This is a genomic window from Rhodococcus sp. NPDC058505, from assembly GCF_042720095.1.
In the GTDB taxonomy this organism is placed as follows: Bacteria; Actinomycetota; Actinomycetes; order Mycobacteriales; family Mycobacteriaceae; genus Rhodococcus_G.
In genome coordinates this window covers 1-12508 of record NZ_JBHXNB010000042.1, presented here as the reverse complement: position 1 = coordinate 12508, position 12508 = coordinate 1, and the positions used below count along the sequence as shown (strand labels likewise).

13 protein-coding genes and 1 other annotated feature are annotated in these 12508 nt (G+C 68.9%); of the genes, 8 read left to right on the top strand and 5 right to left on the bottom strand.

All coding sequences use genetic code 11. The features are described 5' to 3' along the window. The first annotated feature begins 141 nt into the window (after nt 1-141). Both ACFWPA_RS19140 and ACFWPA_RS19135 read left to right on the top strand, forming a co-directional pair. Nucleotides 142-447, top strand: coding sequence for a WhiB family transcriptional regulator (locus tag ACFWPA_RS19140; protein WP_378509317.1), 306 nt, complete (start codon nt 142-144; stop codon nt 445-447). 101 nt (nt 448-548) lie between these two features. Continuing rightward, nucleotides 549-1787: a DUF6578 domain-containing protein gene (locus tag ACFWPA_RS19135; protein ID WP_378571521.1), complete on the top strand. Its 1239-nt coding sequence runs from the start codon at nt 549-551 to the stop codon at nt 1785-1787. A 3-nt stretch (nt 1788-1790) separates the two neighbouring features. Here ACFWPA_RS19135 and ACFWPA_RS19130 read toward each other — a convergent pair whose 3' ends face one another. From ACFWPA_RS19130 to ACFWPA_RS19120, 3 genes are all read right to left on the bottom strand, one after another. Next, complete coding sequence (locus ACFWPA_RS19130; RefSeq protein WP_378571519.1) at nt 1791-2636, bottom strand: mycofactocin-coupled SDR family oxidoreductase; 846 nt, start codon at nt 2634-2636, stop codon at nt 1791-1793. A gap of 77 nt (nt 2637-2713) precedes the next feature. Continuing rightward, nucleotides 2714-3145: a nuclear transport factor 2 family protein gene (locus tag ACFWPA_RS19125; protein WP_378571517.1), complete on the bottom strand. Its 432-nt coding sequence runs from the start codon at nt 3143-3145 to the stop codon at nt 2714-2716. A 73-nt stretch (nt 3146-3218) separates the two neighbouring features. Continuing rightward, nucleotides 3219-3989, bottom strand: a complete 771-nt coding sequence (locus ACFWPA_RS19120; protein WP_378571515.1) for an MBL fold metallo-hydrolase — start codon at nt 3987-3989, stop codon at nt 3219-3221. A 132-nt stretch (nt 3990-4121) separates the two neighbouring features. On the opposite strand from ACFWPA_RS19120, the gene ACFWPA_RS19115 reads away from it, so the two are divergent. From ACFWPA_RS19115 to ACFWPA_RS19105, 3 genes are all read left to right on the top strand, one after another. Beyond that, entirely contained in the window at nt 4122-5729 is a 1608-nt protein-coding gene (locus tag ACFWPA_RS19115; RefSeq protein ID WP_378571513.1) for an acyl-CoA synthetase, read from the top strand. A gap of 90 nt (nt 5730-5819) precedes the next feature. Next, nucleotides 5820-6173: an ArsR/SmtB family transcription factor gene (locus tag ACFWPA_RS19110; RefSeq protein ID WP_378509323.1), complete on the top strand. Its 354-nt coding sequence runs from the start codon at nt 5820-5822 to the stop codon at nt 6171-6173. 3 nt (nt 6174-6176) lie between these two features. After that, nucleotides 6177-6662, top strand: a complete 486-nt coding sequence (locus tag ACFWPA_RS19105) for an SRPBCC domain-containing protein (RefSeq protein WP_378509324.1) — start codon at nt 6177-6179, stop codon at nt 6660-6662. A 75-nt stretch (nt 6663-6737) separates the two neighbouring features. Here ACFWPA_RS19105 and ACFWPA_RS19100 read toward each other — a convergent pair whose 3' ends face one another. Together ACFWPA_RS19100 and ACFWPA_RS19095 are read right to left on the bottom strand one after the other, a co-directional pair. Next, the gene (locus tag ACFWPA_RS19100; protein WP_378509325.1) at nt 6738-7370 is read right to left on the bottom strand and encodes a vitamin K epoxide reductase family protein; all 633 of its coding nucleotides are present in this window, start codon (nt 7368-7370) and stop codon (nt 6738-6740) included. Continuing rightward, nucleotides 7345-8004: a DsbA family protein gene (locus tag ACFWPA_RS19095; protein WP_378509326.1), complete on the bottom strand. Its 660-nt coding sequence runs from the start codon at nt 8002-8004 to the stop codon at nt 7345-7347. Before ACFWPA_RS19095 ends, ACFWPA_RS19100 begins: the two co-directional genes overlap by 26 nt. A 180-nt stretch (nt 8005-8184) precedes the next feature. Between ACFWPA_RS19095 and ACFWPA_RS19090 the strand changes: the two genes are divergently transcribed. From ACFWPA_RS19090 to ACFWPA_RS19080, 3 genes are all read left to right on the top strand, one after another. Then, nucleotides 8185-9462, top strand: a complete 1278-nt coding sequence (locus ACFWPA_RS19090; protein ID WP_378571511.1) for a PucR family transcriptional regulator — start codon at nt 8185-8187, stop codon at nt 9460-9462. Between the two features lie 66 nt (nt 9463-9528). Further along, a complete protein-coding gene (locus ACFWPA_RS19085) occupies nt 9529-10776 on the top strand; it encodes a cytochrome P450 (RefSeq protein WP_378571509.1) in 1248 nt (415 codons plus the stop codon). A gap of 294 nt (nt 10777-11070) precedes the next feature. Then, a protein-coding gene (locus ACFWPA_RS19080) for an IS3 family transposase (RefSeq protein ID WP_378571507.1) occupies nt 11071-12347 on the top strand; the annotation gives its coding sequence in 2 pieces (ribosomal slippage) (nt 11071-11350 and nt 11350-12347; 1278 coding nt in all). After that, nucleotides 11346-11477: a sequence feature (AL1L pseudoknot), on the top strand. (Overlaps the previous gene by 132 nt.) Nucleotides 12348-12508: the final 161 nt, after the last annotated feature.

Here is a 12508-nt window from a genome sequence, read left to right as displayed (position 1 = left end):
CCATCTGGTGTTTCATGCGCCCGGGCATGATCAGCGGCGGTTCTTGGAGTTGTTTGAGCGGGATCTGGCGCCGCGGCTGCGCGCCCTGGGCTGACATCCCCGCCGACCCCACCCCACGACCCGACGGAAGGACGCGCGGCCATGGCAATGGCTCGACTCGGGACGACGAGCACCCTGCCCACCGCGACCCTCGACGCCTGGGATTGGCAGTTGCGGGCGCGCTGCCGCGGCATGGACAGCGCCACCTTCTTCCACCCCGAGGGCGAGCGGGGCCCCACCCGCGCCTGGCGGATCCGCACCGCCAAGGCGCTGTGCGCGGAATGCCCGGTCCTGCTGGAATGCCGGCAGCATGCGCTGAACATCGGTGAGCAGTACGGGATCTGGGGTGGCCTGTCGGAATCGGAACGCTACCGCGACGGGCGCCCCGCGGCCCGCATGGCGCACTGAGGCACCCTCGATGGGCTAGGGTGTGACACAAGGTAGCCCCGCACCCAACGGCGTCGTCCGTTGGTTCTCCTAGTGCGCGGGGTCGAATGATGGTCGCCGACATGGCACGTCACGCATTGCCCGTTTTCGTTCCCGGCTGGCTTCTCGACGATCGGTCGCTGGCACCGCCCGCGGTCGGTGACGTGATCGAGGTGTCCCTCGCCCTCGCCGCCGACGCGGACCCGCCGCCGTGGACGAGGCCCGTCCGCGCAACGGTGCGCCCGGCGTACGGCCGCAGCCCGGTGGACGGCGGGGACGGCCTGCGGTGGCTGCTGGAGGTGTCGGGCGACGGCTGGGCCGCGCGGTGGTGGTCGGAACGGCCGATGCCGCGCCGGGTGGACCTGGACGCCGCGTTCGTCCTCGACCTCCCCGAGGGGCAGGACGATCCGCCGCCGACCCGCGGCACAGTGCGCCGAATCCAGGTGGTGCGGAAGCGATTCGAACGCACCGACACCGGGGTCCGCGCCGTCGGCGGCTCCGAGCGGTTGACCGAGGTCGAGTCGACCCCGCACCAATTCTGGTCGACCCTGGAGTCGGACGCGGACGGATTCGTCCCGACCGGGGTGCTGGTCGACCTGGACCTCGACGACGTTCCGCCGCTCGGGACGCCGTTCGTGCCGGGATCGGTGTCCGTCTCGGGCATCGACGTGTGGGTGATGGACAGATCCAATCCGATTCTGCTGCATGTCGATACGGCGGCCGACCCGCACCGAGTCGTCGAGTACTTGCTGCCGGTGCCGATCGAGGTGTCGGAGCGGTGGGGCTGGGCGCGGGCCGTGCACGCCGACCCGGACGGATGCTGGATCGTCTCCGCCGACGACGTGTTCCGCTGTGACCGGACCGGGACCGCCGCGGTGACGGTCGAGCGGGTGAGCACCGTCGGCGGCCGGAGCGTGCTGGACGACGGCTCCCTCTACCTCCTCGGCCGGACCACGCCGATGCTGTGCGGGGACCGTCGGCACGGCACGGTTCGCATCGACGCCGACCCGCACCCGGTGCGGGTTCTTGGCCGGGATCGGCGGCTCCGGCCGGTCGACGTCCCGGAGACCGTGACCCGGGTGACGGCGATCTCCGGTCGACGGAACGAGGCCCGCGGCGACGACGGCACCCGCTGGATCGCGGGCCGTGCGCTCGTCGCGCGGGCGCCGGACGGCACGGAACGTTCCGTCGACGTCACCGCACCCGACCGCGGTAGCGTGCACTGGCGCCGACCCGACCCGCTCGACGATCCCGCGAATGTCGGTCTAGTGCCGATCATGTCGCTTCCCCTGCCGACCGAGAACCGACCGGATCGGATGTGACGCCTATCCGCCGCCGAACTTCTCCGACGTGCCGAGGTCGACGGGCAGCGCGATGCCGGTGATGCCGCGGCCGGTGTCGCCGACCAGGTACAGGACCGCGTCGGCGACCGCCTCGACCTCCAGCCACGGCTGCGGCAGCAGGTTCAGCTTCTGCATCACCCCCGCGGTGTCCTCGAGGACCGGGTTCTCAAGGTCGGGGCGGAATCCGCGCACCATCGGCTCGTTGTCAATCATTGTGGTCCGGACATTGCCCGGATGCACCGAGTTGACCCGAATGTTCGCCCACGCCAACTCGTTTGCCAGCGACTTCGCCAGTCCCCGGACGGCATGCTTCGCCGCCGAGTAGTGCACGATGCCCGGCACACCGCGGAGCCCGGCCATCGAGCTGATCAACACGATCGAACCGCCCCGATTGCCAGCAAGGAGGTGCGGGACAGCGACCTTGGTGGTCTGCCAGACGCCGGTGACGTTGATGTCCATCATCTCGCGGAACTCGTCCGGGGTGAGGTCCCACGAGAGCTTCGGTGACGCGGCGATGCCCGCGTTGGCGACGACGATGTCCAGTCGGCCGAATCGTTCGACTCCCGCGTCGACGGCCTTCTGCAGCGCGTCGAGGTCCCGGGTGTCGGCGACCGACGCGACGATGCCGCGGCCCGTCGCCTCCACCAGCGCGACGGTCTCGGCGAGGTCCACCTCGGTGGCCATGCCGTATCCCGCGGTGGTGACGGGTGCGCAGCGGTCGACGGCAATGATGTCGGCGCCCTCCGCCGCCATCGCCACCGCGTGCGCGCGTCCCTGGCCGCGGGCCGCGCCCGTGATGAACGCGACCTGGCCGGTGAGCTTGCCCATTGTTCTCCTCAGTTCGGATGAAGCGAAACGACTTCATCCTCCATCGGGGAGGGGGTCGCTGCGGCGGTTTCGGCGGGCTACCCGATGGTGATCCGGCGGTGCGCGAGCCGCCACCGGCCGTCCACCCGGCGGAGGGTGTCGTCGTATCGACCGACGCTGGACAGTCGTGCGGCGGTGGTGGTGTCGACGAAGAACGTCCAGTACGCCGTCGAGGTCGCAACGTCCGGGTCGTCCCCGCCGGGGTCGACCGCGATCGTCGTCAGTACGTGCCGGGTCGCGGACCCCGGCCCCTGGATGCCGGAGGCGCGCCTGGTCCGCACCCCCTCCTCGATCTCCGCGCGGCCGGTCCTGCTCTGTGCGGGCATCCCGGTGGTCGGGTTCGGCGCGGATTCCCACACCGCGTCGGCGGTGAAGTGTGTCAGATAGTCCTCGACCGTCCCGTCGTCGGCGAGGTGCGCCACCCGGGCGAGCAGGGACTGGATTTCGACCACGGATTCGGTTGCATTCACCGCTGCCACCCTGCCCGCGCCCGCCGCGGAGCGGCACCGGCGATCCCACCCGGCGGGACGGCCGGGGAGTGGGTCAGCGGCGTTCCTGCTCGCGAACTTCGGCGACGGCGTCGGCGATCGGCAGGGACAGTGCCGGGCCGTGCCCGGGGAGGATGACGTCGGCGTTGAGCGCGGCGAGGTGGTCGAGCGCGGCGAGGGTGTCCGGCCCGCCGTGGTCGAAGACCGGCGGAAGCAGTTGCGGCCCCACGGCGGTGGACAGCGGGTGCGCCGTGACCAGGGCGTCGCCGGTGATGACGACGCGGTGCTGCGGCAGATGAAACGCGGTGTGCCCGGATGTGTGGCCGTGCGTCGCGACCGGGACCGGGGCGCCGGGCAGGTCGAGCTGCCCGTCGGTCCGGAAGGGGCGGGCGCCGTCGGTCCGGAACGGGCGGGCGCCGCCGAGGACCACCTTCCGCGTCGCGCCAGCCCTGGCGATGCGCAGCAGCCACGGCAACACCCCCGGCCGGTGCAGCATCGGGATGAAGTCCGTTGCGGTGGCCTGCTCCAGGTAGTCGCGGCGCGCGTGCGCCACCTCGGTCGGATCCGTGTACACCGGGATGCCGAAGCGGTCGTGGAACGCGGCGAGCGCACCCATGTGATCGATGTGCGCGTGGGTGAGCAGCATCGCCTCGATGTCCTCGGGGCGGCGGCCGAGGGAGCGGACGGCGCGTTCGATGGTGTCGACGTCCCGCGGGTAGCCGCCGTCGATCAGGGTCAGCGCGGCGCCGTCCCGCAGGATCACCGCGTTGACGGCGGTTCCGGCTACGCGGAAGACATCGGGGGCCACCTCGTCCACTGTGCTCACGGACGACCATTGTGCGGCACGGCCGCGCCGGATCCGGACATCAAATGGTTCGTTTTGCTTCGGGAGTCGCGCGGGGACGTTAGGTTCCGGTCATCGGGCTCGACGTATTTGCTGTTGGGAAAGGGACGAATCATGAAGTTCAACCTCGCGGACGTGGTCGAGACGGTTGCCTCCGCGGTTCCGGATCGGGTCGCGTTGACCTACGAAGACGTGGAGCTCACCTACGGGCAGCTCGACGCCGAGGCCAACCGGACCGCCCATCATCTGGCGCAGTCGGGCATCGCGGCGGGCGAGCACGTGGCACTGTTCCTGAAGAACAGCGTCGAGCACGTCACCAGCATCCTCGGGCTGATCAAGATTCGGGCGGTGCCGATCAACGTCAACTACCGCTACACGCCCGCCGAATTGGAGTACATCTTCACCAACTCCGATTCCGCAGCGGTGATCGTCGAACTCCCGGAGCATCAGCGCACCCTCGCCGCGCTGCTCGGGTCGTGCCCGCTGGTCCGGACCGTGTTCGTCGTCGGGGAGACCGTCGACGAACTGCGTGACGCCGCCCAGGAGCGGGGGGTGTCGGTGGTGGCGTTCGCCGACGCGCGTGAGCAGTCGCCCGCCGCGGACTTCCCGACCCGCTCCGGCGACGACCTGTATCTGCTCTACACCGGCGGGACCACCGGCTACCCGAAGGGTGTGATGTGGCGGCAGGACGACTTCTTCCGCAAGCCGCTCTCCGGGGGCAACCCGTACGGCGACGAACCGCGGCAGGACCTCGCCGAGGTCGCCGCGGCGGCAAAGGAGTTCCCGGAGCTCGCGTTCCTGATCGCGGCGCCGCTGATGCACGGTGCCGCCCTGTACTCGCTGTTCACCTTCTTCACCCTCGGTGCCAGGGTGGTGCTCCGGCGGGACTTCGAGCCGAAGGCCGTCGTCGAGTCCATCGAGAAGGACCGGGTGCAGGTGATCCTGATCGTCGGCGACGGCATGGGGCTGCCGCTCGTCGACGAGTTGGAGCGCAGGCAGGGGGAGGTCGACTACAGCTCGCTGTTCTCGATCACCTCGGGGGGTGCGATCTGGTCCACCGCCGTCCGCGACCGGATGCTCGCGGTGAAGCCGGATCTGCTGCTGCGCGACAACTTCGGCGCCTCCGAGTCGGGCAATGACGGGGCGTTCACGATCGACGAGGCGGGCACCCTGCGGATGCCGCCGTCGCCGAGCAAGGTGCTCGTCGACGAGCGGCTCAACGAGATCGAGCCCGGCTCCGATGAGATCGGCTACATCGCCCGGATCGGGAACGTTCCCCTCGGCTACTACAAGGATGAGGAGAAGACGGCCCGGACGTTCCCGACCCGGTCCGACGGCACCCGACTGTCGGTGCTCGGCGACATGGGCCGGGTGGAGGCGGACGGCACGATCGTGTTCCTCGGCCGCGGCTCGCAGTGCATCAACACCGGCGGCGAGAAGGTCTTCGCCGAGGAGGTGGAGGCGGCGCTGCACGCGCACCCGTCGATCTCCGATGCACTCGTCGTGCCGGTGCCCGACCCGCGGATGGGGCAGCAGGTTGCCGCCGTGATCGCGACCTATCCCGACGCGCCCGAGCTGACCCTCGAGGTGGTGCAGGAGCATTGCCGGAAGACGTTGGCCGGGTACAAGGTTCCGCGGTCGATCGTGGTGGTCGACGAGGTGAAGCGCACCCCCGCGGGCAAGGCGGACTACCGGTGGGCGACGGAGACGGCGGCGTCGTAGCACCCGGATCGACACCGCGATCGGCTTGCCGGTCGCGGTGTCGTGCTGTCTGGGGGTCGCCCCCCTTGAAATGTACAACCAGTTGGTTGTATGTTTGTTCTCGTGAACGGAGATGACGAGGACCGGGCCGACGCCCTGTTCCACGCGCTCGCCGACCGGACCCGGCGCGACATCCTGCGCCGCGTGCTGGCGGGTGAGCACTCGGTCTCCGGGCTCGCCGCGAAGTACGAAATGAGCTTCGCGGCAGTACAGAAGCACGTCGCGGTGCTGGAAAGGGCCGGCCTGCTGACCAAGCGACGCAGTGGTCGCGAGCAGTTGGCCAGCGGCGACGTGACGGCGGTGCGGTCGGTGGCATCCATGCTCACCGAGCTGGAGCAGGTGTGGCGGGGCCGCATCGCCCGCATCGACGAACTCATTGCAACCGACTCGATCATGGAGGACTGAGCCATGCCTGTGACCAACGTCCAGCACGATCTCGACAACCGGACGCTGACCATCATCGCCGACTTCCCCGCTCCGGTGGCGCGGATCTGGCAGATCTACGCGGACCCGCGCCAGCTGGAGAAGGTGTGGGGTCCGCCGACCTTCCCGGCGACGGTCGTGGACCACGACCTCGCCCCTGGCGGCCGGGTGACCTACTTCATGACCGGCCCGGAGGGCGAGAAGTTCGCCGGGTACTGGCAGGTCATCGACGTCGACGAGCCGAACCGATTCTCCTTCGAGGACGGCTTCGCGAACGAGGACTTCACTCCCAACACCGCGCTGCCGGTGTCGACGAGCGTCTACGCGTTCACCGAGCACGACGGCGGCACCCGCGCCACCTACGTCAGCACCTACCCGACCGCCGACGCGCTGCAGCAGGTTCTCGACATGGGGGTCGTCGAGGGGGCGTCCTCGGCGATCAACCAGATCGACGAGCTGATCGCGTCCTGACCGCCCACCGCGGCGGGCCGCCCCGACGATCGGGACGGCCCGCCGCGGGGTCGGCGCACCCGGTCGACCGTGAGGTCACAGCAGGGTGGACCAGTACGGGTAGAAGCGGTGCACGACCAGCCCGGTGACGGCGAGGAACCACACCGTCAGCGGCACCAGATGATTGCCTGCCGCGGTCACGACCTCCGCGCGGACCGGCCTGCCGAGGACGCCGTGGTGCAGGTTCCGGAGGGTGACGTACCAGAAGATCGGGATGGTCGCGGCCCACACCACCATGCAGTACGGGCACAGCGCCCCGATGACGAACAGGCTCTGCGCGATCAGCCAGTGCACGAACACGACGGCGGCGGTGACACCGGCCTGGAGACCCAGCCAGTACCAGCGGGAGAACCGGGCGCCAGCGAGCAGCGCCGCACCGGTGGTCGTCGCCACCGCGAACCCGGCAATGCCGAGCAGCGAGTTGGGGAACCCGAACGCCGAGGCCTGTGCGGTGCTCATCACCGACCCGCAGTTGAGGACCGGGTTCAGGCTGCAGGACGGGATGTAGTTCGAATCCGCTGCGAGAGCAAACTTCTCGACGGTGAGGACGAGCGAGGCGAGCAGCCCGGTGAGGCCGCCGAGAAGCAGCAGCCAGGGCAGGCTTCGGCCGAACGGGACTTCGATGTCCCTCACGGTGGCGACGTCAGCGGAGGGCGCGATCGAATGCATCGGTCAGGTCCTGATAGGTCTCGGGTTCGAGCCGCTGTCCGTCGAGGAAGAACGTCGGGGTGCCCCGCACCCCCAGCGCCTCGCCGTCGGTGACGTCCGCCGCCACCCGCGCCGCGGTCGCCGGGTCGGCGTACGCGGCGTCGAACGCGGCCAGATCGAGTCCGAGTTCGGCGGCGAATCCGCGGAAGACGTCGTCCTTCGGCACCCGCTGCTCACCCCACGTCATCTGCGTCTCGAACATTCGCTGATACATCTGCTCGAACCTGCCCTGCTGCGCTGCGGCCTCGACGGCGCGGGACGCGGGTTCGGCGTTGGCGTGCCCGGGCATCGGGAAGTGGCGGACCACGAAGGTAACCCGATCCCCGTACTCGGCGCGCAACTCCTCGATCGCGGGGTATACCGCGCCGCATGCCTCGCACTCGAAGTCGAGGAACTCGACGAACACCGGACTGCCCTCCGGGGCCGACGTGATCCGGTGGCTGTCCGGGCGGACCACCGCCGCGGCGCCGACGTCCGCGACGTCCGCGGCGGCCGGGGCGGAGTCGCCGCCGGATCGACCGAGCCACAGGACCGCCGCGACCGCGACCGCGAACACGGCGACCAGGGCGAGGGAGATCCGCACACCCCGATTCATGAGGCCGACCATCGGGACGATTCGGGCGAACCGGGCGCGGTAATCATGGTGACACGCTAACGGATCTCGACGCGGGCTCGTCCAGCCGGATCGGCACCTCGACCGTCGAGGGCACAATGAGCGAAGGCGACTGGTCCGACTGAGGGGCTGTCGGCCGGGACGTTGATACGGGGGCGGGAGATGGAGACACCAAGCACGGCACAGGCCGGGGAATGGATGCGGAGTTACGTCGCCGACACCCTCTCCCGCACCGACCTGGACTCGTTCATTGACGGGGTCGCGCAGTCGATGGGGGCCGACGTGCCGGAGCTGTCCACCGACGCGGAGATCCAGCGTGACCTGCACTGGGCAGTTCGCAGCCAGTTCCGCCTCATCCTCGCCGCACGGACGTCGGACGCCTCGCCCCGGTGGTCCGTTCCGGTGGCACCGGAGGCTCATTCCCTGGCGCGGACCATCGCCCGCCGCGGCCTGGAGCTGCGCGTGCTGTCGCAGCTCTACCACGCGGGCCACCGCGCGGTGTGGCGCTTCGTCACGGAGTTCGTGCACCGGGCCGACGTGTCGGCGGAGTTCAAGGTGCAACTGGTGGTCATGATGTGGGAGCAGACGAGTGAGGTCATGAACGCGATGCTCGAGGACCTCGCCGCCACCTACACGCAGGAACGGGAAAGGCTGCTCAGCGGTGCCTTCTCCATGCGCGTCAACACCATTCGGGAGATCCTGGACGGAACCCAGAACAGCGCCGCCGATGCATCCGCATTGTTGGGCTACCCGCTGCATCGCGTCCACACCGCGCTGGTGCTGTGGACCACCGACCACGCGGCCTCCCTTGACTCGAGGATGTTCGAGCCGCTCGCATCGCGGCTTGCCAGGTCCGCCTCCGCGACCGAGATCATCTGTGTCCCTTCCGGTGCACGGGGACTGTGGGCGTGGATGGTGACCGGCGACGTCGACCCGGTGCTGGATTCCTCCCTGGTCGTCCCCGGTGTCCGGGTCGCGATGGGACGTCCGGGGTCGGGCCTTGACGGCTTCCGGCGGACCCACCGCGAGGCGCAGGCCGCGCAGGGCCTCGCCGCCCGGTCGCGACGGCGCGTGCCCGTCACCGACTATCGGGACGTGGAGCTGATCTCGATGCTGTCCGCCCGACCGGACGCCATGAGCGCGCTCGTCGACCGTGAGCTGGCTGGCCTGCTCGGGGAGGACGAGGTGGCGGCGCGGCTGCGCGAGACCCTGCGAGCAGTCCTGTCCCACCAGGGGAACCTCGAGGCGGCCGCGCGGCACCTCACCGTGCACAAGAACACCGTGCGCTACCGGGTGCAGCAGATCGAGGAACGGCTCGGCCGCCGGATCACGCATCGCGCACTGCATCTCGAGCTCGCCCTCGACTGCTACGACGCGTTCGGTGCCCCCGCTCCCGCTGTGTCGACCGACCAATTCACCGGCGGACGTGTGGACGGTTAGTCCAAGCGCGTGGCGCGGCTCAGCTGCCAGGCTGATGGTCCCTGGACCAGAAGGAGATCGCGCGCCGTGACCACCCCGCAGCTACCCGCCGGATTCGACCCCACCGACCCGGACATCTACGCCACCCACGTCCCGCACGCGGAGTTCGCCGAGCTCCGCAGGACCGCGCCGGTCTGGTGGTGCCCGCAGTCGCCGGACGTCGGCGGGTTCCACGACGACGGATACTGGGTCGTCACCCGGCACGCCGACGTCAAGGAGGTCTCCCGCGACGACGTGTACTCCACCTGGGAGAACACCGCGATCGTGCGGTTCAACGACGACATCCCCAGGGACGCCATCGAACTGCAACGGCACATTCTGCTGTTCAAGGACGCCCCCGAGCACACCAAGCTCCGCAAGATCATTGCCCGGGGCTTCACGCCGCGTGCGGTCGGCAGCCTCGAGGACGCCCTGTCCGAACGGGCGGAGCGGATCGTTCGCGATGCACTCGCATCGGGGGCGGGGGACTTCGTGACCCGCGTCGCCAGCGAACTACCGTTGCAGGCCATCGCGGAGCTCATCGGCATTCCCCAGCAGGATCGCGGCAAGGTCTTCGACTGGTCGAACCAGATGACCGGATACGACGACCCGGAGTTCGAGGGCGACCCGCAGGCGGCGTCGATGGAGCTGCTCGGATACGCCTACCGGATGGCGGAGGAGCGCAAGGGGTGTCCGGCCGACGACATCCTCACCCAGCTTCTGCAGGCGGACATCGACGGTGACGAGCTCGGGCCCGACGAGTTCGGGTTCTTCGTCATCCTGCTGGCGGTCGCGGGCAACGAGACGACGCGCAACGCCATCACGCACGGGATGATCGCGTTCCTGGACAACCCGGATCAGTGGGAGCTGTTCAAGCGGGAGCGTCCGCGTACCGCCGCCGACGAGATCGTCCGCTGGGCCACCCCCGTCACGGCGTTCCAGCGGACCGCACTCGCGGACACCACGCTCGGTGGCCAGCGGATCAGGAAGGGGGACCGCGTCGCAATGTTCTATGCGTCGGCGAACTTCGACGAGGACGTGTTCGACAATCCGATGACCTTCGACATCACCCGGGATCCGAACCCGCACCTGGGTTTCGGTGGCACCGGGGCGCACTTCTGCATCGGAGCGAATCTGGCCCGTCTGGAGATCGACCTGATCTTCAATGCGATCGCCGATCACATGCCCGACATCACCCGGCTCGGTGACCCGCAGCGGCTCCGCTCCGGATGGCTGAACGGGATCAAGGAGTTCGAGGTGGACTTCACCGGAGGAACCTGTCCGCGCGCTCGGTGATGTGCTCGTGCAGTCGCGTCGCGGCGGTCGTCGGCCGGCTGCTGCCCGTGGCGAGGCCGATCGTGCGGTCGCCCACCCCGCGCGGAACTTGGGCGATGGCCTGGGCGCGCCGCCGGGCCGCGACCTATCCGGTCGTGGCCTCGGCGGCTCCGTGGTTCTATTGTGTTTCAGGGTGTTTCAGGGTGTTTCAGGTGCTGAACAGCAACTGTCTTCGATTGTGTGCCGGGATGGGTTTCCGGTCGGTGAACCGTCCCGGGTTTGATGCACACCTTCATTCTTGGGAAGGTAACCCTCATGCCGAAGAAGTACCCCGACGACGTCCGTGAGAAGGCTGTCCGTCTGGTCGTCGACCACCGCGACGACTACGCGTCCGAGTACGAGGCGATCCGTACGATCGCCGAGCGGATGTCCCTCAAGCCCGAGACGGTGCGAACCTGGGTTCGGCGGGCCGAGTCGCCCGCCGGCGTCGGGACTGAGCCCGCCGGACTGTCGGAGACGGAAGTCGAGCTGCGGAGGCTGCGCCGCAAGAACGCGGAGCTGGAGAAGACAGTCGAAATCCTCAAGGCGGCAACGTCTTTCTTCGCGCGGGAGTGCGACCCGCAACGGAAGTGATCTGCCGGTTCATCGCGGAACACCGCGAGGAATTCGGGGTCGCACCGATCTGCCGAGTGCTCACCGCGCACGGCTGCAAGATCGCCCCGAGAACCTTCTACGCCTGGCGCACCCGCCCGCTGTCCGCGCGGGCACTGTGGGACACCACCATCACCGCCGTGCTCGCCTCGTACTACGACGAACGCGACGAGCACGGACGCCGCAAACCCGAGTCCCTGTACGGATCCCTGAAGATGTGGGCCCACCTGCAACGACTGGGCATCGCGGTGGCCCGCTGCACCGTCGAGCGACTGATGGCCGCGAACGGCTGGCAGGGCGCAACCCGGGCAAAGAAGGTCCGCACCACAGTGCCCGACCCGACCGCACCGCGGCCACCGGACCTGGTCGACCGCAACTTCCTGGTCGAGGAGCCCGACACGCTATACGTTGCCGACTTCACCTACGTGAAGATGGTGCCGTGCTTCGCGTACACGGCGTTCGTGATCGATGCGTTCGCCGGCACGATCGTCGGCTGGGAGGTCGCGACGTCGAAGGAGACCGCGTTCGTGCAGCGGGCCGTCAACCAGGCCTGCACGCTACGCTCGATGCAAGGTAACCCTCTGCAGGGCAACACTATTCATCACTCGGATGCGGGCTCGCAATACACTGCGATTCGGTTCGGGGAAACCCTGTTCCTGCAAGGGTTGCAGCCCTCGATCGGGTCGGTGGGCGATGCGTACGATAACGCGTTGGCGGAGACCACGATAGGTCTCTACAAGGCCGAGTGCATCGCGGCGGGCTCCCCGTTCCGCAAGGGCCTGTTCCGCACGGTCGCAGATGTCGAGGAAGCCACCTCGGCGTGGGTGCACTGGTACAACAGCAGCCGGCTCATGCACCGTCTGGGCCGGATCCCACCGCTCGAGTTCGAGGCCGCGTACTACGCTGCACTCGGTGCCGACCAACCGGCCGCACACAAGTAACCGCAGTGTGCATCAAACCCGGGACGGTTCACGGGGTCGATCCAGTGTGGGGGTGTGAACCACGGGTGGCCGTCGTCTCCGATGTACACAGTCCATTTGCCTTTGTGGATGTATCGGTGGTGAAAGCGGCAGAGTAGCACCAGGTTCGACAGTTTCGTTTC

Bases quoted from the DNA above. Each gene is read 5' to 3' on its own strand.
- ACFWPA_RS19140 (WP_378509317.1), top strand. From the start codon at position 142: ATGGCAATGGCTCGACTCGGGACGACGAGCACCCTGCCCACCGCGACC.
- ACFWPA_RS19135 (WP_378571521.1), top strand. From the start codon at position 549: ATGGCACGTCACGCATTGCCCGTTTTCGTTCCCGGCTGGCTTCTCGAC.
- ACFWPA_RS19130 (WP_378571519.1), bottom strand. From the start codon at position 2,636: ATGGGCAAGCTCACCGGCCAGGTCGCGTTCATCACGGGCGCGGCCCGC.
- ACFWPA_RS19115 (WP_378571513.1), top strand. From the start codon at position 4,122: ATGAAGTTCAACCTCGCGGACGTGGTCGAGACGGTTGCCTCCGCGGTT.
- ACFWPA_RS19110 (WP_378509323.1), top strand. From the start codon at position 5,820: ATGTTTGTTCTCGTGAACGGAGATGACGAGGACCGGGCCGACGCCCTG.
- ACFWPA_RS19105 (WP_378509324.1), top strand. From the start codon at position 6,177: ATGCCTGTGACCAACGTCCAGCACGATCTCGACAACCGGACGCTGACC.
- ACFWPA_RS19100 (WP_378509325.1), bottom strand. From the start codon at position 7,370: ATGCATTCGATCGCGCCCTCCGCTGACGTCGCCACCGTGAGGGACATC.
- ACFWPA_RS19095 (WP_378509326.1), bottom strand. From the start codon at position 8,004: ATGAATCGGGGTGTGCGGATCTCCCTCGCCCTGGTCGCCGTGTTCGCG.
- ACFWPA_RS19090 (WP_378571511.1), top strand. From the start codon at position 8,185: ATGGAGACACCAAGCACGGCACAGGCCGGGGAATGGATGCGGAGTTAC.